At 63.6% G+C, this 24,814-nt stretch carries 21 protein-coding genes and 1 pseudogene; 16 read left to right on the forward strand and 6 right to left on the reverse strand.

Translation table 11 applies throughout. The annotated features are described in order from the left end of the window. The first annotated feature begins 34 nt into the window (after positions 1-34). The 8 genes and pseudogenes from E3T49_RS14115 to E3T49_RS14150 form a co-directional block, all read left to right on the forward strand. Positions 35-760 (forward strand): hypothetical protein, encoded by a 726-nt coding sequence (locus tag E3T49_RS14115; RefSeq protein WP_134425542.1) that lies wholly within the window; start codon positions 35-37, stop codon positions 758-760. Further along, complete coding sequence (locus tag E3T49_RS14120; RefSeq protein ID WP_134425543.1) at positions 760-2,163, forward strand: hypothetical protein; 1,404 nt, start codon at positions 760-762, stop codon at positions 2,161-2,163. Before E3T49_RS14115 ends, E3T49_RS14120 begins: the two co-directional genes overlap by 1 nt. Next, positions 2,163-3,866 (forward strand): hypothetical protein, encoded by a 1,704-nt coding sequence (locus E3T49_RS14125; protein ID WP_134425544.1) that lies wholly within the window; start codon positions 2,163-2,165, stop codon positions 3,864-3,866. Before E3T49_RS14120 ends, E3T49_RS14125 begins: the two co-directional genes overlap by 1 nt. Further along, positions 3,863-5,401 (forward strand): ATP/GTP-binding protein, encoded by a 1,539-nt coding sequence (locus E3T49_RS14130; protein WP_134425545.1) that lies wholly within the window; start codon positions 3,863-3,865, stop codon positions 5,399-5,401. The genes E3T49_RS14125 and E3T49_RS14130 overlap by 4 nt, the downstream gene beginning before the upstream one ends. A gap of 4 nt (positions 5,402-5,405) precedes the next feature. Next, positions 5,406-6,479 (forward strand): hypothetical protein, encoded by a 1,074-nt coding sequence (locus E3T49_RS14135; protein WP_134425546.1) that lies wholly within the window; start codon positions 5,406-5,408, stop codon positions 6,477-6,479. A 73-nt stretch (positions 6,480-6,552) separates the two neighbouring features. Then, the gene (locus tag E3T49_RS14140) at positions 6,553-8,295 is read left to right on the forward strand and encodes a type IV secretory system conjugative DNA transfer family protein (protein ID WP_134425547.1); all 1,743 of its coding nucleotides are present in this window, start codon (positions 6,553-6,555) and stop codon (positions 8,293-8,295) included. After that, on the forward strand, positions 8,288-8,695 hold the full coding sequence (locus tag E3T49_RS14145; RefSeq protein ID WP_134425548.1) for a DUF4913 domain-containing protein: 408 nt from the start codon (positions 8,288-8,290) through the stop codon (positions 8,693-8,695). The genes E3T49_RS14140 and E3T49_RS14145 overlap by 8 nt, the downstream gene beginning before the upstream one ends. A gap of 4 nt (positions 8,696-8,699) precedes the next feature. Continuing rightward, positions 8,700-9,107: pseudogene (locus E3T49_RS14150) on the forward strand (transposase); the annotation flags it as partial. A 187-nt stretch (positions 9,108-9,294) separates the two neighbouring features. Here the strand turns inward: E3T49_RS14150 and E3T49_RS14155 are convergent. The 6 genes from E3T49_RS14155 to E3T49_RS14180 are packed head-to-tail and all read right to left on the reverse strand — an operon-like array spanning position 9,295 to position 17,115. After that, the gene (locus E3T49_RS14155; RefSeq protein WP_134425550.1) at positions 9,295-9,996 is read right to left on the reverse strand and encodes a response regulator; all 702 of its coding nucleotides are present in this window, start codon (positions 9,994-9,996) and stop codon (positions 9,295-9,297) included. After that, positions 9,977-12,544, reverse strand: a complete 2,568-nt coding sequence (locus E3T49_RS14160) for a sensor histidine kinase (protein WP_134425551.1) — start codon at positions 12,542-12,544, stop codon at positions 9,977-9,979. The genes E3T49_RS14155 and E3T49_RS14160 overlap by 20 nt, the downstream gene beginning before the upstream one ends. Before the next feature lie 3 nt (positions 12,545-12,547). Further along, complete coding sequence (gene kdpC, locus E3T49_RS14165) at positions 12,548-13,156, reverse strand: potassium-transporting ATPase subunit KdpC (RefSeq protein ID WP_134425552.1); 609 nt, start codon at positions 13,154-13,156, stop codon at positions 12,548-12,550. Positions 13,157-13,189: 33 nt separating this feature from the next. Next, complete coding sequence (kdpB, locus tag E3T49_RS14170) at positions 13,190-15,349, reverse strand: potassium-transporting ATPase subunit KdpB (RefSeq protein ID WP_134425553.1); 2,160 nt, start codon at positions 15,347-15,349, stop codon at positions 13,190-13,192. Between the two features lie 2 nt (positions 15,350-15,351). Continuing rightward, the gene (gene kdpA / locus E3T49_RS14175) at positions 15,352-17,025 is read right to left on the reverse strand and encodes a potassium-transporting ATPase subunit KdpA (RefSeq protein ID WP_134425554.1); all 1,674 of its coding nucleotides are present in this window, start codon (positions 17,023-17,025) and stop codon (positions 15,352-15,354) included. Further along, on the reverse strand, positions 17,026-17,115 hold the full coding sequence (locus E3T49_RS14180) for a potassium-transporting ATPase subunit F (protein ID WP_110127642.1): 90 nt from the start codon (positions 17,113-17,115) through the stop codon (positions 17,026-17,028). Positions 17,116-17,623: 508 nt separating this feature from the next. Between E3T49_RS14180 and E3T49_RS14185 the strand changes: the two genes are divergently transcribed. From E3T49_RS14185 to E3T49_RS14215, 8 genes are all read left to right on the forward strand, one after another. Then, positions 17,624-17,980 carry a hypothetical protein gene (locus tag E3T49_RS14185; RefSeq protein ID WP_134425555.1) on the forward strand — a complete coding sequence of 119 codons (357 nt, stop codon included), beginning with the start codon at positions 17,624-17,626 and terminating at the stop codon, positions 17,978-17,980. 275 nt (positions 17,981-18,255) lie between these two features. Continuing rightward, complete coding sequence (locus E3T49_RS14190; RefSeq protein WP_134425556.1) at positions 18,256-18,822, forward strand: hypothetical protein; 567 nt, start codon at positions 18,256-18,258, stop codon at positions 18,820-18,822. Between the two features lie 490 nt (positions 18,823-19,312). Next, on the forward strand, positions 19,313-19,450 hold the full coding sequence (locus tag E3T49_RS16400) for a response regulator (RefSeq protein WP_198414263.1): 138 nt from the start codon (positions 19,313-19,315) through the stop codon (positions 19,448-19,450). Positions 19,451-19,453: 3 nt separating this feature from the next. Continuing rightward, positions 19,454-19,702: a Pr6Pr family membrane protein gene (locus E3T49_RS16405; RefSeq protein WP_277613107.1), complete on the forward strand. Its 249-nt coding sequence runs from the start codon at positions 19,454-19,456 to the stop codon at positions 19,700-19,702. A 42-nt stretch (positions 19,703-19,744) separates the two neighbouring features. Continuing rightward, positions 19,745-20,275, forward strand: a complete 531-nt coding sequence (locus E3T49_RS14200; protein ID WP_134425558.1) for a magnesium transporter CorA family protein — start codon at positions 19,745-19,747, stop codon at positions 20,273-20,275. A 335-nt stretch (positions 20,276-20,610) separates the two neighbouring features. Next, complete coding sequence (locus E3T49_RS14205) at positions 20,611-21,627, forward strand: magnesium and cobalt transport protein CorA (protein ID WP_134425559.1); 1,017 nt, start codon at positions 20,611-20,613, stop codon at positions 21,625-21,627. A gap of 435 nt (positions 21,628-22,062) precedes the next feature. Then, entirely contained in the window at positions 22,063-23,883 is a 1,821-nt protein-coding gene (locus E3T49_RS14210) for an APC family permease (protein WP_241972839.1), read from the forward strand. Between the two features lie 206 nt (positions 23,884-24,089). After that, on the forward strand, positions 24,090-24,593 hold the full coding sequence (locus E3T49_RS14215; RefSeq protein ID WP_134425561.1) for a GNAT family N-acetyltransferase: 504 nt from the start codon (positions 24,090-24,092) through the stop codon (positions 24,591-24,593). Positions 24,594-24,814 lie beyond the last annotated feature (221 nt).

The following is a 24,814-nucleotide window of genomic DNA, read 5'->3' on the forward strand; positions in this document are numbered from 1 at the left end:
CACACCATCAACGCGCAAACCAAGGAGTCCCACCATGCGAATGGTCACAGCATCCGGCCGTAGCCGCTGGCCCATCGTCATCGGGGCCGCAGCCCTCGTCGTCGCCATTAGTGGAGGCATCGCCTACACCGCCACCCGCCCCACCCCAACACCGACCGCCGCACCGAGCACCGCAACGGCCACCCCCACACCGACCCCAACGGGCAGCGCGGGCGCCGGGGGGATCGGGGACGACGTCGCACCCACCGGCTGCCTCGGCGGACAAGACCGCAACGTCAACATGGTCCTGGCCGCCCAGGCAGACGCCAAACACACCAGTTACGGAGCAGTGGAGGTCGCCACCACGTTCTATCGGTGGCTGTGGCAATCCCCGAACCCAGCAGCAAATTCAGCTGACGCAAACACAGTGAGTGCAGCGATCATGTCGTCCACGGCCAATGAGGCATTTCGCGACCTCGCCGCCGGCTACTCGGCGATGGCCAACACCGACATAACCTCCGGGCAGGTCCCAGCGAACACTCCTTTCCACTTGTCCACCACGAACGGCCTGTGGTTGATCTCGGAGGGATCCACTGCTGACGAAGTCGAAGTGAACATCGCGGCAGGGTACGTGGTCAACGGCGAACTCAGCCCGACCAAGACGGCGGTCATCTCCCAGACGTTGGTCTGGGAGGACAACGCGTGGCACATCCAGAGCGCCGGCACTCCCGATCAAGCGAAGCTCGCAGCGGGCGGTACGCGTTACACCGGCGGCTGCTGATGGCCGCAGATTGCGACAGCAACTTCTTCGTGTGCGGCGTGAAAGACGTCGCCGGTGGAGTCTCGGGTGCTGTCGGCGGTGTCAACAACGCCGTGAACACGGTCGCGGGTGTGGCGGACTTCTGGTCGGACCCGGCCGGGAACTCCTTCAAGTTGCTGCAGGGTGCAGCCAAGGGCCTCTCCGATACGGTGCTGCCGGCGCTCACGCAGGCGACGCTTCCGGACCTGACCGCGGATTGGTTCATTCAGGCATACCAGGTGTCGTTTGCCCTAGCGATCTTCGTGTTCGTGGCCCTGTTGATCCCGCAGATCGTACGCACCGCACGCGGCCACCAGTCCGGCCGGGAGCTGGGGGAGTCCCTCACCCTCTACGGGCCCGCGTTCATCCTTGGGGCCATGTTCGGTCCCGCACTCGGCGCGTTCCTGGTGAAGTTCTTCGGCGCCCTGTCTGACTCCTTGATCGCGTGGGGCGTCACCAGCAACTCCGAAACCATCGTGGCCAAGTTCTCCACGATGCTCTCCGAGCAAGACGGGTCCGGACTTGCCGGCGGCGCTGTCCTTGGCGTGATTCTGATGTTCTTCATGATCCTGGGCCTGCTCGTCGTGCTCCTGATGCTGATCGTTCAACTCATCACCCTGTACTTCTCCGGCGTCCTGTTCCCGCTGGGGTTCGTGTGGATCGTGGACCCGCAGAAACGGAAGTTCGGGTCGAAGATCGCGTACCTCTGGTTCGGGGTCCTGGCGTCCCACCCGCTGCTGTTCTTCCTGCTCGCGATCGCGTACAGCATGATGAGCGCCCAGGTCGATGCGTTCTCCGACACCCCCAGCCTCGCCAAAACGGTGACCCTGGTCGTGTCGATCCTGGCTTTGTTCATGGCCGGCCTTGCCCCGGTCGCCCTGACGAAGTTCGCCCCCGTCATCCCCACCGGTGGCGGCGGCGCCGCACCCGCGGGACCGAACATCGGATCCCAGTCCATGCAGCAAGCCGACGCCAAATACAGCGACAACGGCCCCGAAAGCTCCGGCGGCGGAAGCTCACCGTCCACGGGCAGCTCAAGCAGAAGCAGCATCAGTTCCGGCGGCGCGTCGGCGGCCGGTGAGGGTGAGGCGGCGACGTCGTCGATCTCTGAGGCCGCGTCCATGGGCACCACTGGCGGGGCCACCGCCGGTGCCGGCGCCGCTGCAGCAGGCGGCGGCGCGGCCGCTGCGGAGAGCGGCATGGCCGCCGCCGGTGTGGCCGAGTCCGCGACCGGTGCGGGGGCCGCGATCGGGATTCCCACGATGATTGCCGCCGGTGCGATGGCCGGGTTTGAGGCGACGAAGAAGGTCACCGATTCGGTGACCGACGCGGCCGTTGCCCCGGTTGAGGACCACGAGGACCATTATGGAAAGGACTCCGTCTAGTGAGTGATACCCCGGAGTCCCACATCCGTTACCTCGGCGGCGAGTCCGGCCACCGCGGCTTCTTCGGCGGCACCGCCTCCAAAACCCGGATGATCCTCCTCACCGTGTTCATCGCCGGCGGCATGGCCGGCATGGTCTCAGGGCTCGGCCTCCCCGCCCTGATCGTCGCCGTCGCCGGTGTCGGCATCACGATGCTGACCACCGCCCGCACCCACCGCGGCACCGTCCTCGAGCGTCGCCGGAAGCGCGCCCGCGCCCGGGCCAGGAAGCGCCTCGGCACAGACGAGTTCGTGCCGTACGAGGTCGGCGCGTGGGACCAACTCCAAGAAGCCATCCTCCGCGGCACCAAAACCGAGAAGCAGGTTGCGGAGCGGGCAGCGGTGAAGATGCGGGCGAACCCGGACGGCGCCGACGGCATGGGCTGGCTCCAATACGCCTCCAACATGCCCGGCATCGCCTGGCACGCCCCGATCGGTGAGCAACCATACCTGTCCGTCGCATTCTCCGTGTCCGGGCAGCTGCGCGGCATGGAAACCGCCGCCGCCCTCACCCGGGCAGCGAACGCGTGGGGCAAGTTCCTCGCCCGCCGCGCCGCACCCTCCTCGCTGATCCGAAACGTGCAAACCCTCACCCGGGTTCTGCCGCCGGACTCGGCCCGGCAGCAACTGTGGGTGAAAACCCGCCTGGAACCCGTGCAGGAGAACTGGACGACGGAGCAGCGGGAGTCGTTTGAGGCGCAGAAGCTCTCCTACGACGAAGTGATCCGGAAGTCCAGTGCCAACGCGATGGTGCAGCGCCACTACGTGGTCGTGTCTTGGCCCCTCACCCAGCAATTCACCGACGCCGCCGCAAAATACGGGCCGGGACGCGACGCGTGGCGGGCGTTGATGGCCGGGCAGATTCAGGCCACCAAACTGGGGTTGAATGAGGCCCGGATGGGTGACGTGCAGGTCCTGACTGCGAAGCAGACCACGGCGCTAATGTTGCACCAGCAGAACCCGCACCTGCCCATCGACCTCACTCGGAACGTTGACCCGCTCCTATCCGGGATCGCGTCCCGGGACGAGTTCTCCGCGCACATCGTCGATGGCGTCGACCCCACCTCCCTCGTCATGGGCGAGGACGGGCCGGTGATGCCGCCGGTGACGTGGTGGCACCGCACCGCGGCCATCCACGGTGAGAACCTCGCCGTCGCCGGCCGCAGCCCCCTCTGGTCCCTCGACCTCCTCATCGGCCGCGAACTGACCTTCGTCCGGTCGGTGTCCTTCCACCTGCACCTGGTCCCGGCGGGGCAGGCGAAAGCGAAAGCGCGCGCCGACGTCGTCCGCGACCTCGCCGGGGTCCTCGCCGACCAGCAGAAGGGCCGCCTCATCTCCGACGACAGCACCACCCGCATGTCCGCCGCGCAGCGCCGCTCCGCGGACCTCGCCGCCGGATCCCACCACCACGGCGTCGACTGGATCGGCTTCGTCACCATCTCCGCCCCCACCCGGGCAGACCTCGGCCACGCCTCCCGGCAGCTCGAGGAAGCCTGCGCGACCGGCCTCGGCATCGAACACCTCGACTGGCAAGACTCCTTCCAATCCGCCGCCTCCGGCACCACCTGGCCCCTCGGCCGGGGCCTTCGCCCAGCAGGCGCAACCCTGGCAACCCGGGCCATCAACCGCCTCGCCGGCCGCACCGACAAGGAAGCCATCTCATGACCCACCCCACCACCCCCGCGGCCGGCACCACGCACGGCAAACGCACCGCCACGAAGAAGCCCTGGTACGGCACAGTCCCCGGACTGAAAATCTTCGTCACCCCGGTGGCGACGTCGCCCGTGCTCACGGGCGAGGAGGATGCCGCCGGGTCTGCCGCTGCGGTTTCTGACGCACCCGTGTCGTCGCGGCGGCCGGTGGATGTGCCGCCGTTTGAGCGGCCCGGGTCCGTTTTGCGGGCGTCTTCGGGGGCGGCGGCGCGCGGTTGGTATGCGCCCCGCCTGGCCGGGGCCCCGTCCACGACCAGGCAGGCCGAGATCCTGAACACGGGCATCATTGGTGCGCCGACCGGGATTGACGGGGTCGTCAACGGCACCGACACGCTCTCGTCGACGATGATCAGTCACGACGCCCCCACCGCGTACAACGCGACCCCCAGGAAACTGACCTCACCCAACGTCCTCATCATCGGCACCGTCGGGTCCGGGAAGTCCTCGTTCACCAAAACTGTGATGGTGATGCGGCCCCTGCTGCTGAAGAACCACCGGGCGGTGGTGTTTGACAAGAAGGACGAGGGCGGCGAAGGCGAATACGCTGGCGTCACCCGCCGCATGGGCACCGAGCCCCTCCGCTTCGACCCCGACGGGTCCGGCACCCGCTTCAACCTGATGGACCCCCTCATCGCCCGAGGCACCGGCCTGCAAGGCCAGATGCTGCTGATCAACGCTGTCGCCCGCATCGCCCGGGGCGACACCCCCGCGACGGAGTGGGAAGAGAAAGCCACCCGGTACGCCCTGCAGTTGCTGTTTGAGAAGTTCCAGGACACCCGCCGGGCCGCGACCACCACGGACCTGATGCCGTTCCTCGGGTTGGTGCCCGTGGATCAGGGGTTGTCGGGGGAGGCGTCGGAGCGGTTCCACCAGGCGGGCCTGTCGATCCGGTTCGGCCTGCAGAACCTCCTCGAAACCTACGCCGGCGTCTTCGACGGAGAAACCAGCCAACAAGTCGACCTCTCCCACAAGCTCACCACGTTCGACATTTCCCAGCTCCCCGACTCCGGGCCCGCGATCCCCACGGTGATGGCGATCGGGAACATGTGGCTGATGGGTCGGCTGCGTGAAGAGCGCGGGTTCGTGACGAACGTGATCTACGAAGAGGGCTGGCACATGATCGGCGGACCCTCCGCCCAACTGGTGAAATCCAACCAGAAACTCTCCCGCTCCCTCGGCATCTCCAACGTCTTCGTCATGCACAAAGGCACCGACATCCCCCCAGACAGCCCCGGCTACACCGTCGTCCAAGAAGCGCAAACCGTGTACGCCTTCCGCCAAGACCGCCCCGAAGACGCTAGGTGGGCGCAAGAAACCTTCAACTTCGCCCCCGACACCGCCGCCACCCTCATGGGCTTGAACCCAGGGCACTGCGTGTTCAAATACGGGTCCAACCCGGAAACCCACATCCGCCACATCCGCTCGGACTGGGAAGTGGAAGTCACCAACACCGACTCCGCCATGGCCGCCGGCAACGCCACCACCTAACCCCGTGCAGAAAGGCATACTCAGCACCGGACTGGTACTCCTGCTCGTAGTCCTCTTCACCGGGCTGCTCCTCGTCACCGGCGGCGGCCCCGGCACCGGCGCCTGCGCCGCCATCGCCGCGAACCCGCAGGGCGCCGCCGAACGCACACCGGTCGCCGGATACCAAGGCGACCAACTCGTCAACGCCGCCCTGATCATGAACGCCGGCGCCACAGCCGGAGTCAACGTGCACGGGCAAACCATCGCCGTCATGACCGCCATGGGCGAATCTGCCCTCCGCAACCTCAACTACGGCGACGCTGTCGGCCCCGACTCCCGCGGCCTATTCCAACAACGCGACACCTGGGGCACCCTCGCCGAACGCATGAACCCCACCCAAGCCGCCGGGTTCTTCTTCCAACGCCTCGTCACTGTCCCAAATTGGGACACGCTGACACCCACCCAGGCGGCGCACGCCGTGCAGATCAACGCCGACCCGAACCACTACACGACCTACTACGCCCAGGCGAAAGAGGTCGTGACCGCTCTCACGACCGGGGACGCAGCGTGCGCGGCCGGCGTTGGCAGTGACGCCCGGGCGTTGGCGGCGGCCCTGGTGGTCAAGATCGACGCAGGCGCGATCACGGGGTTGTCGCCGGATCACCTGCGCGAGATCCGGTGGATCGCCGACGGCGAAACCCGCCCGAACTGCGGCATCGACACCCGCATACTGCAAGTCATCACCATGGCCACGAACATGTTCGACGCGGTCGGGATCTCCGACATCAACCGGGCCTGCACCGGCCAGATCCTCGGCTCCGGCCTCTCCTCCCCGCACTCCGCGAACGGTGGCGGTCACGCGGTCGACTTCTACTCCTTCGATCGGATGCCCACCACCGGCGCCGACGCGAACGCCCTGAAGCTCTTGAAGGCGCTCAGCCCGGTGATGCCGGCCGGGTCCGGAGCCGGCCAGAACCAGTGCCGCGCCGACGCCGGCGTGACCCTGGACCTGTCGATGAAGCAATTCCGCGACGACTGCAACCACGTCCACATCGCCGTCGACCCCAACAGCACCGACCCCATGAAACTCAACAACTAATGCCTCACACACAGGCGCACCGCGCCATCCCGACTAACCGACAGACCGTGTTCGTGGCGGCAAGGAGAACCCTGTGATCGACTGGAAAGCCCGCATCATGACCGGCCTCCTCGCCCTCCTCGCCGCCCTGGCATTGCTTGTGGCCGTGCACGTCGGCGCGATGATCACCCCCACCGGCACGACCTATCCGTGGAACCCCGCCGCCCTCGCCGGAGACTTCCTCTTCCGTGACGCACCGTGGCCGCCCGCGGCAACCTGGACCAGCGTGGTCGCCCTGGTCCTGGCCGTGGCCTTATTTGCGTTCATCCTGGCCAAGCAGGCCCAATGGGCGTCGACCAAGCGCAACAACGTGCCGCTTCGGCACATGGCCACGACCCGGCAGTCCGCCGTGCTGCGGGAGAAACTGCGGGCCAAGGAAGCGGCTCAGCTGCACCCGGCCGCGGTGAACCTGCCGGCGGGTGAGCGGGTCGGCCGCCTCGTCGGACGGGGGAACCGGTGGGTGTATCAGGGGTGGCGGGACCTCGGCGTATACGTGTTCGGCACCGGCCGCGGGAAAACCTCCGCCCTGGTGATTCGGCACATGCTCGAAGCCCCCGGCGCCGCCATCATGACCTCCAACAAAGTCGACGGTGTCCGCGAAACCCTCGCCGGCCGTGCCAGCCACGGGCAGGCGTTCATCTTCGACCCCAACCGCATCTACCGCCAGGACCCGCAACCCGACTTCGTGTTCAACCCGCTCGACTACATCCAGAGCGCCGCGGACGCCCGGGAGCTGGCCGCGATATTCGAGGCCTCGACCCGGAAGGCCTCCGACCGGGGCGGGGACTCCCAGTTCGATACCGCCGGGCGGGACATGCTCGCGTACTTCTTCTACGCCGCCTCCCTCGAGCACGAACCCCTCTCCCAGGTGTTCGCGTGGATCGCCCGCGCCGAGGGGTACGACGTACAGCAGATCCTCGCCCGCCACGGGAAAACCGGGCCCTCCTCCACCATCGAGGGCATCCTGAGCTGGCCGGACAAAACCAAAGGCAGCGTCTACGCCACCGCGCAGCGGATGGCGTCCGCCCTCGCCGAAGACGACCTCCTCGCCTGGACCGACACGGCCGGGGTCCGCCGGTTCGACCCGGCAGCGTTCATCACCAGCACCGACACCCTCGTGCTCCTATCCAAAGACGGTGAAGGATCCGGCGGCGCCATCCTCACCGCCCTCATCCGCGCCATCTGCAAAACCGCCGAGACCGCCGCGCAGCGAAACGGCGGCCGGCTGCCGGTCCCGCTGGTGATGGAGCTCGACGAGTGTGCAAACATCGTCCGCTGGCCCGAACTACCCTCCGTGTATTCGTTCTACGGGTCGATGGGCATCATCCTCAACTCCTACTTCCAATCCCGCGCCCAAGCAATCGACGCGTTCGGGAAAGACGGCTGGCAAACCCTCTGGGACGCCGCCGCGACCCGCGTCTTTGGCGGTGGTTCCGGCGACGACGACTTCCTCCGCTCCCTGGCCGCTCTCATTGGCGAACACGACGAAATCACCTACGGCAGCTCCACCGGCAAAGACGGCCACCAATCCACCTCCACCAACACCCGCAAGGTCAACACCCTCGACATCGCCGCCCTCGGCTCCCTGCCCGAATGGCGCGCCATCATCTTCAGCTCCAAATGCCGCCCCGTCATGGTCAACACCGTCCCCTGGTTCCGCGACAAAACCCTCACCACCACCATCAACCGCACCCCAACCAGGACACCGAACCCCACGCCGGCACCGGTCCCAATGCCCGACGACACCACTGCAGCGGAGGTAGCAGCCCATGGCTGAGCACGACGACTACGACTCAACCGGCCCTGAAGAGGACCCGGTCGACGTCCGCCAAATGTTCCTCAACTGGCTGACCGGCCACCTCGCCACCGTCGAAGTCGTCGGCACCAAACCAACACCGTGGTGCACCCAATGGTGGCTACACCCCGAAGTAGTCGCCCGGTTCAAAGCCCTCTGGCAGGCCAGCATGCAAGCCAACGCCAGCGTCATGGACGGCGACGCCGGCGCCGTGTCGTCCTGGTGGATCAACCACTGGGACCGCCACGCCGCGGTGATCTTCGACAAAGGAAATGGACCGTTCCGCGACTGCGATCCTGACCAGGGTCATCTCTACCGCCGCAAGGACACCACCGCCAGGATCGTGCCAGCGTCGATGCCGCCTGACGACGTGGAGCTGTAGAGCAACGGGCCTGATGCACCGCGCAGGGTCTTCTCTTGAGCGTTCGCCTGTCGGAACTTGTAGAAATATATGGCGCAACGTCCTCGCCGTGATCCCGAAAGGATCCCAGGACATGGTCGCCTCGATCATCCGCACCATCTTCGCGCAGCCCGACCGCGAGCACATCGAGAAGCAATTCCGCGAGGTCACTACGATGCTCGCCCGCTCGCACCCGAAGGTCGCCGCGATGCTCGTCGACGCGCAACCCAACCTGCTCGCGTTCGCTGCGTTCCCGCCTCGGCACTGGCGCCAGATCTGGTCCACCAACCCGCTGAAACGGGTGAACAAGGAGATCAAACGCCGCACCGACGTCGTCGGCGTATTCCTCAAGGCCGCAGCCCTGCTGCGCCTGGCCGGGTCGGTGTTGATCGATTAACACGACGAGTGAGAGGCCGTGCGTGCCGCTCGATATCTGGGCTGCACGCACGGCCTCCCACTCAGCGATCTGCTCGCGCTTCTCCGCGAGGTGCGGCTCGAGTCGGGCCGTTCGGGCCTGATTCTGGGCGGTGTGATTCGTGTTCTGGCGTCCCACCAGTCGCCTAGTTCCGGTGAACTGCAAGTCAGTCACGCATGTTGCGGTCCGGCATGAATCGATACCCCATGCCCGATTCAGTGAGCAGATAGCGGGGCCTGCTTGGGTCGGGCTCAATTTTCTTGCGGAGCTGCGCGATGTAGAGGCGCAGGTATCCGGTGTCAGTGATGTGTTCAGATCCCCAGATTTCGGTCAGGAGGGTTTGACGGGACACGAGTCTGCCGACGTTCCTGACAAGGACTTCGAGCACCTGCCATTCCGTCGGCGTCAGGCGCACGAATTCGGTTCCGTCGGTTGTCTCCTTGGTGATGCTTTTGGCTACGAGGTCGATGGAGATGTCGGCGATTCGTGTAATGGGGGCGGTTTCCTGGTTGGGGACGCGACGCGTGAGGGCGCGGATTCGGGCGAGGAGCTCGTCGATGGAGAAGGGTTTGGTTACGTAATCGTCCGCGCCAGCGTCAAGCGCCTCGACCTTGTCGACTGCGCCGGTACGCCCGGAGACCACGAGGATGGGGGCATGGGTCCACCCCCGAAGGCCTTGGATGACTTGGATGCCATTGAGTTCGGGCATGCCTAGGTCGATCATGTATATGTCGGGGCGATGCTCGATGGCCGCGTTGACAGCGTCTGTGCCGTTGGCGGCGGTGATGATCTCATAGCCGCGTGCGCTGAGGGTGATGCGCAGGGCGCGGAGTATTTGGGGGTCGTCGTCAGCGATGAGGATCTTCATGTGACTCCTTGCCTTGAGGTGCAATGTGGTCCGGTTGGGAGTAGATGGGCTTCTCGTCTGATGATGGGACTTTCTGGCTAACTGCGGGGAGGGCGATGACCATTGTGAGGCCGCCAGCAGGGGTAGTCTCGGCTTCGAGAGTGCCGCCCATGCCCTCGGTGAATCCTTTGGATAGGGCAAGACCGAGCCCGAGGCCGGTGAGGTTATCGGTGTCGCCCAGCCGCTGAAATGGAACGAAGATTTCCTCTCGGCGTTCGGCGGCTATGCCTGGACCGTGGTCGATGACTCGGATCTCGACGGTGCCACCGAAACTGCTAGTGGAGATGCGGACCCGCGTGCCGGGCGGGGTAAAACGGGCGGCATTGGCAAGGAGATTTACGACCACCCTCTGAAGTAGGCCCTGATCTGCCAGGAGGTACGGAAGATCTGGATCGAGGTCGAGTTCAATTTCCCCTGGACCAAGATGCAGTTCATCCAACGACGAGAGGATCACATCCTCCGCGTCGACTGCATCGAGCAACACGCCGAGAACGCCGGCTTGAACCCTGCTGACGTCAAGAAGATTAGTCACGAGTGATGCAAGCGCTTGAAGGCTCTCATCAGCGGTGGCGATGAGCTCGTCTCGATCGCTGTCCGACCAGACGATGTCGGTTGAGCGAAGTCCGCTAATGGCAGCAGTAGCAGCTGCGAGAGGGCGGCGGAGGTCGTGGCTCACTGCGGTGAGGAGCGCACTTCGCACGCGGTCTGCCTTAGCTAGTGGCCCGACTTCGTTTGCTGTGGCGGTGAGGTCGGAGTGTTCCATTGCGGCATCGATCTGCGCGGCGATCACGGCGAGCAGTCGTCGTTCTGATGCCTGTAGAGCTCCGCCGTGGAGTTCAAGGATCGCGCGTGTCCCGACGGGCACCGTCGTGAGCTTCTGGTCGGTGGTGGGTTCACCGTCCCGCACAATGATTTGCCCGTCCGCTGTCAGGCGCACCCCGGTGAGATTGAAGGCTTCGCGAGTTTGACTGGCCAGCGCTTGTAGAGCGCTCTGACCCCGGAGGACACTTCCGGAGATGGTGGCGAGAAGTTCGGACTCCGCCGCTGAGCGTTTGGCTGCGCGGCTACGTCGCGCCGCTTGATCCACGACGTAGCTGACCAGGACAGCATTGAGAACGTATAGGAAAAGCGCCAAGAGATGTAACGGTTCATCAACGGTAATCGTATTTACAGGTTCGACGAAGAAGAAGTCGAGGGTGAGGCCCGACAGGAACGCAGCGAAAAGTGCGGGCCAGATACCGCCGACCAGGGCGACGAGGACAACGAGGAGCTGGTAGGTGAGAACATCGCTGGTGATTGACTCCGGGCTTCGGAACGACACGAGCAGCCAGGTGACGAGTGGACCGCCGACTAGGGCGATGAGGAACCCGATAGTGCGGCGTTTCATCGTGACGCCTCCTGCGAGTCGGGGGAGCGTGAAGTGTCCTCCGGCCGCAGCGTGAGTGACGATGTGGACGTCGATGTTACCGGACTCGCGGATCACCGTCGATCCGATTCCCGGCCCAGTAAGAGCCGCCATGAGCCGGCTCCTGCGGCTGACCCCGATCACCAGCTGGGTGGCATTCGCTCCCTTGGCGAATTCGACGAGAGCAAGGGGGATATCGTCGCCAATGACCTGGTGGTAGGTGCCTCCGAGGGTCTCGACTAGGGTTCGCTGCTGGGCGAGCGCTCCTGGGTGAGCGGAGCGCAGGCCATCCTGGCTGATGATATGTAACGCGAGGAGTTCTCCCCCTGCAGAGCGGGCAGCGATGCGGGCGCCTCGCCGAATCAGGGTTTCTCCTTCTGGACCGCCGGTGAGAGCGATGACGACCCGCTCCCTGGCCTCCCATTTACTGTCGATTCCATGTTCAGCACGATAGCTTTTCAGGGCGGTGTCTACCTCGTCTGCCAACCAAAGTAGGGCGAGCTCACGCAGGGCGGTGAGGTTGCCCAGGCGGAAGTAATTTGACAGTGCGGCGTCAATGCGTTCCGCCGGGTATACCCGCCCATCGGCGAGGCGCCCACGAAGGGCTTGAGGTGCGAGATCGACGACTTCGATTTGGTCTGCTGCGCGGAGTACTTTGTCGGGGATAGTTTCGCGCTGCGGTACTCCGGTAATTTGCTGCACGACATCATTGAGGGATTCAATGTGTTGAATATTGACGGTAGACATCACGTCGATCCCCGCAGCCAACAGGCTCTCCACGTCTTGCCAGCGTTTCTCGTGTGGAGAGCCTGGCGCGTTGGTATGCGCCAACTCATCCACTAAGGCGATGTCGGGCTTCCGCGCGATCACCGCAGCAAGGTCCATCTCCGTCAATTCGACACCCCGGTATATGACGGTGCTGCGGGGAACAATCTCAAGGCCCTCAGCCATGGCGGCCGTGGCGGCGCGGCCGTGGGTTTCCACGACCGCGACCACCACGTCTGTACCTTCACCGAGGAGCCGTTTGCCTTCCTCGAGCATGGTGTACGTTTTTCCGACGCCGGGGGCGGCACCGAGCAGCACTCGTAACTGCCCTCGTCTCATGGCTTACGCCTTGAGGGCTGTGAGAGCGATGTTCAGCTGCAGCACATTCACGGTCGGCTCGCCGAGGTAGCCGAGTTCCCGGGCTTGGATGTGGCTCTCAACTAGAGCCCGCACGTCTTCCACGGACAGGGTTCTTTCCGCGGCGATGCGATTTACCTGCAGTAGCGCGTATTCCGGGCTGATGTGCGGGTCCAAGCCTGACGCCGACGCCGTGAGGGCGTCCGCAGGGATATCATCCGGGTACACGCTGTTGAACTCGGCAATCTGCGCCTTCCGCTCCTCGATCGCCGCAATCAAGTCGGTGTTCTCGGGTCCGTAGTTGGATCCGCTGGAGGCTCCTCCGTCGTAGCCTTCTCCGGCGGCCGAGGGCCGCGGCTGGAACCACTCGGGCAGCGGGTTGCCGTCAGCGTCGGAGAATGACTGCCCGATGAGGGCGGACCCGACGGTGCCGCCGTCCACGGTTTCGATGGTTCCGTTCGCTTGGGCGGGCAGGGCGAGCTGACCGGTCCCGGTGATGATGAGCGGGTATGCCACACCGAGGACGACGGTGAGGACGAGCATGGCGCGGAGGGCGACCCAGTAGTGCGGTATGCCCGAGCGGGATGAGCTCATGATGAAGTCTTCTTTCTAAAGTCGAGCATAGGGTTAGAAGCCAGGGATCAGGCCGACGACGAGGTCAATCAGCTTGATTCCGATGAAGGGTGCAACCACGCCGCCGACGCCATAGACCAGCAGGTTGCGGCTCAGGATTCTGGAGGCGCTCAGCGGGCGGTACTTCACCCCGCGCAGGGCCAATGGGATCAGGAAGACGATGACGACGGCGTTGAAGATGATTGCCGACAGCACGGCTGACGACGGGGAATTCAACCCCATAATGTTCAGCACGGCCAGACCGGGGAACACTCCCATGAACATGGCGGGGATAATCGCGAAGTACTTGGCAATATCGTTCGCGATCGAGAATGTGGTGAGCGCCCCTCGGGTGATCAGCAGCTGCTTGCCGATGCGGACGATGTCGATCAGCTTGCTCGGGTCGGAGTCTAGGTCAACCATGTTGCCGGCCTCCTTCGCGGCCGAAGTTCCAGTGTTCATCGCCACACCGACATCCGCTTGAGCGAGCGCGGGGGCGTCGTTGGTGCCGTCACCGGTCATCGCGACCAGGTTGCCGCCTTGCTGTTCCCGGCGAATGAGTGCGAGCTTGTCCTCCGGGGTGGCTTCGGCGAGGTAATCATCGACGCCGGCTTCGGCAGCGATGGCCTTGGCCGTTAGCGGGTTGTCACCTGTGATCATGACGGTGCGGATACCCATTGCCCGCATTTCGGCGAAACGCTCCTTGAGGCCCTCCTTGACAATGTCCTTGAGGTGCACGACGCCGAGGATGCGACCCTCACCGGTCGCGCTTTTCACGGCGACCACGAGCGGGGTACCACCGCTTTTCGCGATGCGCTCTACATGTTCGTCGAGATCGTCGAGCACGGAGCTTGCCACCCGCCCGTTCTCCTCGATCCAGGCGATGACAGCAGAGCCGGCGCCCTTTCTAATTTGGATTCCGTCGGGCTGGTCCAGTCCGCTCATGCGAGTCTGAGCCGTGAAGGGGATTATGTCTCCGACCGCGAACTCGCCTACGTGGATTCCTTTCACGACGGCGAGGTCGACAACGGATTTTCCTTCGGGCGTGGGGTCGGCCAGTGAAGACAGTGCAGCCGTCCGGATGAGTTCGTCCGCGCTGACACCATCGACGCACACGAACTCGGAGGCGCGGCGATTGCCGTAAGTGATGGTGCCCGTCTTGTCCAGCAGCAGCGTCGTGACGTCTCCGGCAGCCTCGACTGCCCGCCCGGACATGGCCAAGACGTTGTGTTGTACGAGCCGGTCCATCCCAGCAATACCGATCGCGGAGAGCAACGCACCGATGGTGGTCGGGATGAGGCAGACCAACAGGGCAACCAGGACCGGCAGACTGACCGTCGCGGCGGAGTAGGAAGCAATGGGGTTCAGAGTCAGGGTGACGATGACAAAGATAATTGTGAGGCTAGCCAAGAGGATATTCAGCGCGATCTCGTTGGGTGTTTTCTGCCTCGAGGCGCCCTCGACGAGGCCGATCATCCGATCGACGAAGGTTTCGCCGGGCTTGCTGGTGATCTTCACGACGATGCGGTCAGAAAGTACCCGGGTGCCGCCGGTGACGGCGCTGCGGTCGCCCCCGGATTCTCGCACGACGGGAGCCGATTCGCCGGTGATAGCGGACTCATCGACTGACGCGATTCCCCAGATGATGTCGCCATCGCCGGGGATTAGGTCTCCGGCGGTGACGACTACGACGTCACCTAGTTGCAGCTCCGCTGAGGAGGATTCCTGCACTGACGTGGTGGTAGCCGCGGGATCACCAGTGAAGCTGTACCCCGTGACTTTGTGCGCCATGGTGCTGGTACGGGTCTTGCGCAGACTCTCTGCCTGCGCTTTGCCGCGGCCCTCAGCGACCGACTCGGCGAGGTTGGCGAAGAGCACTGTCAGCCACAGCCAGACGGCGATGCCCCAGGTGAAGGATCCTGGCACTGTGGAACCGCCCGATGATGCCGGGCCGCCCAGGAACGGTTCGGCGACGGCGAGAACAGTGGTGAATGCCGCACCGACTTCGACGATGAACATGACGGGGTTGCGCCACATCTGCCGCGGGTTGAGCTTCCTGACGGCTCCGGGTATGGCGGAGATCAGCTGCTCGGCACTGAACGTGCTCTGCTGAGTTCGTGGGGTGCGAGTGGTGTCGGGTTTATGCGGCGCCATCGTGGATGTTGTTGTGGACATGATTACTGCAGCCCTTCCGCTAGGGGACCCAGCGCGAGTACGGGGAAATAGGTGAGAGCAGTGATGATGATCGTCACGCCGATGAGGAGGCCGACGAACTGCGGCCGGTGCGTGGGCAGGGTTCCTGCAGTGGCCGGGACTTTATCCTGAGCAGCTAGGGAGCCGGCCAACGCGAGTACCAGCACAATCGGGATGAACCGGCCGAGCAGCATCGCAACGCCGAGGGCGGTGTTGAACCACGGGGTATTCGCGGTCAGTCCCGCGAATGCCGAACCGTTGTTGTTCGCCGCGGAGGTAAAGGCGTACAGAACTTCGGACAGCCCATGAATGCCGGGATTCCAAATTGAGGTCGACTCGACGTCTGCGCGCACCGCTGGAATTGCGAAGCTCAGTGCCGTACCCAGCAGGACGATCGTGGGGGTGACCAAGATGTAGAGGCTCGCGAGCTTGATCTCCTTCGGGCCGATCTTTTTGCCCAGGTACTCAGGGGTGCGGCCGACGAGCAATCCGCCGACGAAGACCGCAATGATCGCGAGGACCAGCATCCCGTAGAGACCGGATCCGACTCCGCCCGGTGCGACCTCGCCGAGCATCATGTTCAGCATCGGCATCATGCCGCCGAGTGATGTGTAGGAATCGTGCATTGAGTTGACCGCACCGGTTGACGTCAAGGTGCTCGTGGATCCGAACAGAGTGGATGCGAATATGCCGAATCGTTGTTCCTTGCCTTCCATTGCGCCACCGGCGAGTTCAGGCGCGGTGCCGGCACCGTTGAGTTCGAAGAGGGTGAGGAAGGTGAGCGAGGCGACGAAGATCGTGCCCATGACAGCAAGGATTGCGTACCCCTGCTTGTGATTTCCGACCATGCGGCCGAAGGTGCGGGGGAGGGAGAACGGGATCATCAGCATCAGTACGTTCTGGAACAGACTCGTCCAGGCATTGGGGTTCTCGAAGGGGTGCGATGCGTTGGCGTTGAAGAATCCGCCGCCGTTGGTGCCGAGGTTCTTGATCACTTCCTGTGACGCGACCGGACCACCGGGTAGGTTCTGAAGGCCGCCGCTGAGAGTCGTGATCTCAGTAAAGCCATTAAAGTTTTGGATAACCCCACCGACCAGCAGGACCACCGCGCCAACCATTGAAAGAGGCAGCAGCAGCCGCAGGATTCCCCGGGTCAGATCTACCCAGAAATTTCCAATCGTTGTTGACTCGCGCCGGGTGAAACCACGCACCAGCGCAATGGCGATGGCGATACCGACTGCAGCTGAGACGAAGTTCTGTACGGCTAGGCCAGCGATTTGAACGGTGTAGCCCATAGTCACGTCGGGCGAGTACGACTGCCAGTTCGTGTTCGCCACGAACGACGCCGCCGTGTTGAATGACAGTCCTTCCGGAACTGCGGGAAGCCCCAAAGAGTAAGGAAGCACGGCCTGAATACGCTGCAGGAGGTACACGAAAAGCAGCCCGACAACGGAAAAGGCGAGCACGCCGCGCAAATAGGACTGCCAGGTCTGTTCGACTCTGGAATCCACCCCGATGACACGGTAAAAGCCTCGCTCGGCTTTTAGGTCTTTCTTTGAGGTGTAGGTACGGGCCATGTAATCGCCCAACGGGCGGTACAGGAGCGTGAGAATAAGTGCCAGGGTGGCCACTTGGAGAACTGCGAAGAACACGTCCATCTAGAATCGCTCCGGTTTCACGAGGGCGACCACGAGGTACACCACAGCGGCAATGGCCAACGCCGCGGCGAGCAGGTCGAAGAAGATCACAGCTTCTCGACCCCCCAGCCGATGACGCCTACAAACGCGAAAACGGCGAGAATGCCGAGCACGTAAATAATGTCAAGCACAAGTAACTCCATCTGGAGAAGGACAACGCGACCCGGGGCGGGGCGCTGATGCCGCAGCGGCACGACATCCGATTAGATACCCTCGCTCTCGGCAAAATCACAGCCCTAACGGGATCCAAACGGCAATCCGACGGAACCTAACAAGATTCATACGCACGCGGCCATCCGCTGGGGCTCCCTTCGAAGGCCACGCACTCTTGTCAGTCGCCGCGGTGTCCAGATCCGGCCAGGAACCCCGGTGTAGCGCATTGGGGGTTTGGCTCGCACCTCCCGCAGAAATACCGTGCGGTTCCACGAAAATCCCGCATGCATTCCGTTAGGAATCGGAACATCCGCGCCCGCCCCCATTAGGACTGAATCATGACAACTTCCGACAGCCCCACATTGGAGCCTCATATACCCTGCGTCCTCACATCGAGGCCCCGCTCATGACCCTCACCGCCATCATGCCGACCCTTCGGCGCACGCTCCCCGATCCTTTCAACGTCAACGCATGGCCGGAAGGCTCACAGGTGACGACCACCGATGTCATCATTTCGGGAGTATCCATGAACCGTTTGGTGGAGATCTGCCAAACCCCCTGCGTGCATACCCCTGCCGCCGTCATTCCTGGGACGTATGGGCGGCCGTCCTCTCATCAGGGTGCCGCCGTGGTCGTCGTGCGGGTCACCACGGTCCTAAGAAATTGTGATGCCGCACGGGTCGTACTCATCGACGCCTGCCTGGATACCGTGAACGCGGCCTGGCCGGAGACTCGGCTCCTCGGGCGAGCGTCGACGGTATAAAGCACTGTCGCGGTTCTCCTCTCCGGCGAGTCTCACGAGACCCCCAGTGGTGGACGCGGTGTTGTCGAGCTGCCCGACGATCTCCGGGAAGGCGACCTACTGGCGATCCCCTGCGCAGGGGCTGTAGCCCTACGGGACGTCCGCGCACGGCCGCCGGTCCGAATTAGTGCTCCGAATCACGGACAAGAAGACACGGCGGAATTCACCTGGTTAGCGCAACTTGCATGAATCGGATAAAACAACAACGAAAAAAATATGGAGGAATCATGACCCTAATGTCAAGCATCATGGCCAAACGAATTCAGGCGAAGCGCGCGGCGACCACCGAGTGCTGGCCCGAGGGCACGGTCCAGACCGCCGACGATCTCATCATCAACGGTGTCTCCCTGGTCCGCACGAGCCGTGACGAGACACCCACGGTGAGGATCGGGCCGGCTGAAAACCTGTGGGCGGGGCACCTCACCTCACCTCAAAGATTCATCACCGTGCTACTCACCCGGGTGGAAGAAACCGGTTACACCGATTCGCACCGTCACCTCGTAGTGTGGGTCGACGCCGAGCTGGACCACTGCCGCCCGATTCTCTCCGCTGCCCGTGTCCTCGGCCGTACTAGTAGTACCCACACGAAGCGTATGCAGCTTCGACCGCGCTCAAAGGACGACATGCAATGGCTGCGGTTACCAGCCGACATCGTCGTCAGCGACCTGCTTGCCGTTCCGTGCAAAGGACCAGTACCGCTCAGCGCTGTGCGTCGACGCAGCTGCCAGCCAAATCGCCTGGAAAATGATCGAACGGACAATCCCGATGACGATTCCCAGTTCGCACGCGCATGCCTGAAATGAACCAGAGTTGCCCGCCTGGCCCAACACCGCGCGTGGGAACCCGACGCAGTTGCTGATCGCTGAAATGCGGCGATCCCCGCCCAGAATGGCAGGACGACGATAAATTTGGCCGAGAGCGATAGTGCTACCAGGAGCGCTACGGTGGTCGACGCTTCGTAATCGGACAGCAGGATTACGACTCCCGTCACGAATGTGACCAAGTTGAATGCTCCTGCTCCGATGGCCTCAACCCGAAGACCCTCACCGTCCCCGACGCGGCCTCGATCAACCATCCCGCCCAAGCACAAGAAGGCCAGCCACAACTAGCCGCCTAAACTCACACTGGCCTCATACACCTTGACAAATTCCGCTGTGCGGGTGCGCCCGGAGGCCACCGACACAGGGCAGCGGCAAAGGAGGTTCAAGATGAAGCTGCTGATCGTCGACGATGACCGCGGACTCGTCGCGAAGGATTTATCGTGGAGGCCAAGTACGACGGCGTCGGGGGACTATGCGGGCGACCGAGGGGTCGTACGACGCGATCATCCTGGACATCATGCTGCCGGGGCGGAGCGGCTTCTCGGTGTGCGCTGAGCTTCGGGATGCGGGCGTCTGGACGCCGATCCTGATGTTCGCAGCCCTCGATTAGCTGATCTTCAGCGACCGCAGCCCCCTCCCACGGAACGAACTATGGATTGCCCTCATCTACCCCATCGTGTGGATCATGGTCGTGTTCCTCCGCGGGGCAACCGACGGATGGGTACCGTACCCCTTCTTGGACCCGGCACAGGGGTACGACGTCGTCGCGCTCTATGCACTGACTTTCGCCGTCGCCACCATCGTGTTCGCCGCCATAGTCTGGGCTGTCAGTAGGTCGCGCCCTTCCGCAGCACGGCGCTGATAGAGGCGCGGTAGCCGAACTCTAAGCGGGCCCCCGTTTCGAATTTTCGACGGGTACTTTGACGCGGTGGAGGCCCTGGACGAGGAGATCGAAGAGCTCCAGAACCAGCTGTTCGTGCCATCGGCCAACCAGGAGGCCCTGCACCGGAGTTCGTTCGCGCTCCGCAAGAGTCTCGTAACGCTCCAGCGGGTGATCCTGCCGATGCGCGAAGTCGTAAACACGCTCCTCCGCCGCGACCTTCACCTCGTGGCTGACGAGATGGGCCCCTACTTCCAAGACGTGTACGACCATGTGCTGCGCGCTATGGAATGGACCGAGAGCCTGCGCGACCTCGCCACGAGTATTCTTGAAGCGAATTTGGCCCTTCAGGGAAACCGGCTCAACGTGATCACCAAGAAGGTGACCGGCTATGCCGCCATCATCGCCGTCCCAACCGCCATCACTGGCTTCTACGGCCAAAACGTGCCCTACCCCGGATTCAGCGAAGTTGGGGGTTTCTTCAGTTCAGCAGCACTGATCGTGGGCCTCTCCACGCTGTTGTACTTCCTCTTCAAACGCAATGACTGGATCTAGGGGCCAGGTCCGCCACGGGTGCCGTTTCGTCCCCGAACTGATTGTGAAGTAGAATTTGCGCGGTCCAATCGGGCCAAGACGCTCCGATCTGAGGCGGGTGAGTGGCCATGGCTGGTCATAGTAGTTGCGCCGCCCCGCTCAGTTTTCGGGCCCGTTTCCGCGTTCAGTAGAACATGGTCGTTGGGCCGTCCCGAGTCCTGGCGGCACGCTCATCGAGTCAACGTCGCTTACAATGCGGCACTCTCCCGCCCCATCGTGACCGACGCCCGGATGGCACGCCATCTGTCGACTCCGCTCACACACATTCTTGGACGACTGAACGATGGAACACAACCATGGCACTGATTGACAACGGCATATACGTAGCCGGACACCGCGCCGAAAGCCCCCACAGCCTTGAGGAAACGTACCAAGCCCTCCGCGAGAACGATGGCATGGCCTGGATCGGTCTCTACCGGCCGGACGCCGCTGAGATACGGTCAGTCGCCAACGAATTCGATCTCCACCCGCTGGCGGTGGAGGACGCTCTGACCGGCCATCAACGGGCCAAGCTGGAGCGGTACGGATCCACCTTGTTCCTCGTGTTGCGCCCCGCACGATACATCGACGAGACGGAGGAGGTGGAGTTCGGTGAGCTCCACCTCTTCATCGGCGAGGACTTTGTCGTCACCGTCCGTCACGCCGAATCGACGGCCCTCGGCCGAGTCAGGAACCGCCTGGAAGCGAATTCCCTGCTCCTGGCCAAGGGGCCGCAAGCTGTGCTCCACGCCATCCTTGACGAGGTCGTCGATGAGTACGCTCCCGTCATCGCAGGGCTCGAGAACGATGTCGACGAGATCGAAAACCAACTCTTCGACGGCGATTCTGGAGTTTCCCGACGCATCTACGACCTCTCCCGGGAAGTCATCGAATTCCAACGCGCAGTGCACCCCCTCATCGCGATGCTGCAGGCGCTCCTCCGCGGCTCGGAAAAATATCAGGTCGAACTCGAACTCCAACGTTCCTTCCGTGACGTCCTGGACCACGCCCTCCGCGTCGTCGATCGAGCAGACTCATTCCGCTCCATCCTTCAAAACGCCCTGACCGTGCACGCCACCCTGGTGAATCAACGCCAGAACGACGAAATGCGACATATGTCTGAAACGAGCCTCGCCCAGAACGAAGAGGTTAAGAAGATTTCCTCCTGGGCAGCCATCCTCTTCGCACCAGCCCTCGTCGGCACCGTCTACGGCATGAACTTCGACAACATGCCCGAGCTGCACTGGACTTTCGGATACCCCTTAGCACTCGGAGAGATGGTCATAATCGGCGTCGCCCTCTACTGGGTCTTTAGAAAAAAGAAGTGGCTGTGACACGCGCTCAAGGCCAAACACCTCGCAACGCCCTACCGTGCTCCCGTAAACCCGCAGTTCGAGGGCATTGACCGCGGCATGTAGGAGCGTCCTCGATGTGAGTTCACGGGAATGCACTGCGCAACACCCGCACCACAACTTCGAATTCAGATCGTTGTCCTGAGCGTGCGGCGGTTGCTTCCGTATGGCTCACAATAGAGCGGAAGATCGCATTAGCGTCGACCGATTATCACGGTCGTGCGACCAGCGGGTGAGGGATGGAAGTTTTCAGTGGATTCATCAAATGTTCCGATCATTCCGGCGAGCGTTGCCCGTCCGATCCGTTCCGGGGCGCCAACCAGTACCCTCGCGCGGTGGCTCCTTCGGAACCGCGTGCAGCCCCTCGGGCCAGAGAGCCCCGCAGACACCGCGACGAAGCGTCCCTGGTGGATGGTCATGTGCCTGACCGGTGTCGACTACTTCTCGACGCTGTCCTACCTGCCCAGCATCGCCGTGCTGGCTGCCGGGACACTGGCGCCGTTAGCGACCCTGCTGATCGTTGCGCTGACCCTGCTGGGGATGCTGCCGATGTACCGGCGGGTGGCGAAAGAGAGCCCGCATGGCCAGGGTTCGGTGGCGATGCTCGAACGGCTCCTCCCCTTCTGGAAGGGCAAGTTCTTTGTCCTGGTACTTCTGGGCTTCGTCGCAACATCCTGGATTATCACGATCACCCTGTCATCGGCGGATGCCACGGTCCACCTCCTTGAAAACCCGTACGCGCCCAGCTTCCTCGAGGGGCATGCCGTGACGATCACAATCGTCCTGCTCCTGACCCTCGGCGGGGTCTTCCTCCTCGGGTTCAGCGAAGCCGTCGCGGTCGCCATCCCATTGGTAGCGGTCTACCTCGCCCTGAACGCCGTCGTGATCGGCGTGGGCCTCTACCACGTGGTCACGGAACCCGCCGCTCTCGCCGGATGGACCGACGCCCTCATGTCTCGCGGCGGGGGTTTCGGTGACCTACTCGGTCCCGCCATCATCGCTTTCCCGCTGCTGGTGCTCGGTCTGTCCGGATTCGAGACCGGGGTGAGCATGATGCCTCTGGTTGCCTCGGCCGGGAAAACCAGCGAGGAGCGCCTGGCCTCACGCATCCGCAATACCCGAAAGCTCCTGACCGCGGCGGCCCTCATCATGAGCGCCTACCTCCTCTCGAGCACCTTCGTCACCACCCTCCTCATTCCCGAGGAGGCTTTCGAGGACGGCGGCGAAGCCAGCGGCCGCGCACTGGCCTACCTGGCTCACGAACTCGTCGGGAACACCTTCGGCACCGTCTACGACGTGAGCAGCATCCTCATCCTGTGGTTTGCGGGGGCATCCGCCATGGCCGGCCTGATCAACATCGTCCCCCGCTACCTGCCGTCGTACGGCATGGCCCCCGAGTGGAGCCGCGCCGTGCGCCCCGTGGTTCTCGTCTACACCGGCATCAGCATCCTGATCACGATCGGGTTCAACGCCGACGTCAACGCACAAGCCGGCGCCTACGCCACCGGCATCCTGGCGATGATGGTCTCCGGCGCCATCGCCGTCACGATCTCCGCTATCCGTCGCCACCAGCGCCGCGCAAGTATCGCCTTCACCATCCTGACCCTGATCCTCCTCTACGCCCTTGGTGAGAACATCCTAGAAAAGCCCGACGGCATAGCAATTTCGGCGTTCTTCATTCTGGGGATCATCGTCGTGTCGCTCGTCTCCCGGGTTTCGCGCACCACCGAACTGCGGGTGGAAGCGGTCGAACTGGACGAACAGGCGCGGCGCTTCATCACGGACTCGCTCGTATTCGATGGTGCCTTGAACTTGATTGCGACCAAACCCAAGCCGGGCAAACAAACCGACTATGCCGGTAAAGAGACGGCGCAACGCGGGATGAATCCCGTGCCGGGTCGCGCTGACGTGCTGTTCCTGGAGATCGAGGTCGTTGATCCGTCCAGTTTCAGCGAAGTGCTCCATGTTCGCGGTGAGGTAGTCAACGGGCTTCGGGTGCTGCGCGCCCAGAGTCCCGCGGCACCGAACGCCATCGCCGCCATCCTCCTGGCACTGCGCGACGCTTCCGGAGTGCGACCCCACGCCTACTTCGAATGGTCAGAAGGCAACCCCCTCGGGCACCTGCTGCGCTACCTCCTCCTCGGCCAAGGCGATACCGCACCCGTCGTGCGCGAAATTCTTCGCCAAAACGAAGCCGATCCCGCGCGGCGGCCTGGTATCCACGTCGGCGGCGGCTGACGGCACCTGTGGAGTGGCGGTTCAGAGGAACACGCACCTCCTGGTTCGGTCCGCACCGAATCGCCCAACCTTTAACAGCCCGGCAGCCCGCGAACGCACTCGAAAAGCCACTCGCGGCTCACTAGGAGAAACAGACACAGTCGCGAAGCTCTTCTCATCGTGTTTGTTGCTCCACACGAGGTCGCGCTTGTCGGTAGGGTCGGGGCATGAGCATCGAGCTGCGCAGCGTATCCGCGGGCCTGGCGGTCGGTGCAGCTCGAGGTGCTGATGCTGCGCCTGGCGCCTTCGGTTCACGCTTGCAAGAGTGGGCAGACGCACCGGATGACCGCTGGCGTGACCGTCTGTCGATCCCGGGAGCGATCGATTTACCGGCTGTTGACGTCGACGGGAACATCCCTGTCAGCATGGCCACGGGGACCCCGTCCACGGATCGCGCTAGCTGCGCCGAGCTCATCTCCATGTGGGTCGACCCCGCCCTTCGAAGTCGGGGTGTCGCCACTGCACTCATCACTGCGATCGCGCGTTGGGCGGCGAGCACTGGTGCGACGACGCTCGCCCTGTCCGTGATGCCGGACAATGTCGCAGCCCGACGAACCTACGAAAGAAACGGCTTCACCGCGACCGACGAACCCGGCGATCTGCTGTCGGGTTCCCAGCGCGAACTCGTCATGCTCCGTGGTCTCAGCCCCGAGCGCACCGTGAGCCATTAGCAGCGTGCTGCCTGACGTGACCGCGCCATTTACGAACGATAAACGGGCGGTATCGGGGGCACTGCAAGCCGCACCGGGAGTCGCGGACGTGTCAGAGACGAGATCACGGACGCGGAAGCGGTGCTTGAGCGCTGGGAGGAGGGAAGCCTGCGGTGCGTGAGCTGATGCCCGTGCTGCGTGGCTCCCTGATGGCGACCGAGGAGTGTGAGTTTCGCCGCGAC

Source organism: Cryobacterium cryoconiti (genome assembly GCF_004403065.1).
GTDB lineage: Bacteria > Actinomycetota > Actinomycetes > Actinomycetales > Microbacteriaceae > Cryobacterium > Cryobacterium cryoconiti.

What these genes read in the sequence shown, in the direction of transcription:
- E3T49_RS14115 (WP_134425542.1), top strand. Translation starts at nt 35, where the DNA reads ATGCGAATGGTCACAGCATCCGGCCGTAGCCGCTGGCCCATCGTCATC.
- E3T49_RS14120 (WP_134425543.1), top strand. Translation starts at nt 760, where the DNA reads ATGGCCGCAGATTGCGACAGCAACTTCTTCGTGTGCGGCGTGAAAGAC.
- E3T49_RS14130 (WP_134425545.1), top strand. Translation starts at nt 3,863, where the DNA reads ATGACCCACCCCACCACCCCCGCGGCCGGCACCACGCACGGCAAACGC.
- E3T49_RS14145 (WP_134425548.1), top strand. Translation starts at nt 8,288, where the DNA reads ATGGCTGAGCACGACGACTACGACTCAACCGGCCCTGAAGAGGACCCG.
- E3T49_RS14155 (WP_134425550.1), bottom strand. Translation starts at nt 9,996, where the DNA reads ATGAAGATCCTCATCGCTGACGACGACCCCCAAATACTCCGCGCCCTG.
- E3T49_RS14160 (WP_134425551.1), bottom strand. Translation starts at nt 12,544, where the DNA reads ATGAGACGAGGGCAGTTACGAGTGCTGCTCGGTGCCGCCCCCGGCGTC.
- kdpC (WP_134425552.1), bottom strand. Translation starts at nt 13,156, where the DNA reads ATGAGCTCATCCCGCTCGGGCATACCGCACTACTGGGTCGCCCTCCGC.
- kdpB (WP_134425553.1), bottom strand. Translation starts at nt 15,349, where the DNA reads ATGTCCACAACAACATCCACGATGGCGCCGCATAAACCCGACACCACT.
- kdpA (WP_134425554.1), bottom strand. Translation starts at nt 17,025, where the DNA reads ATGGACGTGTTCTTCGCAGTTCTCCAAGTGGCCACCCTGGCACTTATT.
- E3T49_RS14185 (WP_134425555.1), top strand. Translation starts at nt 17,624, where the DNA reads ATGACCCTCACCGCCATCATGCCGACCCTTCGGCGCACGCTCCCCGAT.
- E3T49_RS14190 (WP_134425556.1), top strand. Translation starts at nt 18,256, where the DNA reads ATGTCAAGCATCATGGCCAAACGAATTCAGGCGAAGCGCGCGGCGACC.
- E3T49_RS16400 (WP_198414263.1), top strand. Translation starts at nt 19,313, where the DNA reads ATGCGGGCGACCGAGGGGTCGTACGACGCGATCATCCTGGACATCATG.
- E3T49_RS14205 (WP_134425559.1), top strand. Translation starts at nt 20,611, where the DNA reads ATGGCACTGATTGACAACGGCATATACGTAGCCGGACACCGCGCCGAA.
- E3T49_RS14210 (WP_241972839.1), top strand. Translation starts at nt 22,063, where the DNA reads ATGTGCCTGACCGGTGTCGACTACTTCTCGACGCTGTCCTACCTGCCC.
- E3T49_RS14215 (WP_134425561.1), top strand. Translation starts at nt 24,090, where the DNA reads ATGAGCATCGAGCTGCGCAGCGTATCCGCGGGCCTGGCGGTCGGTGCA.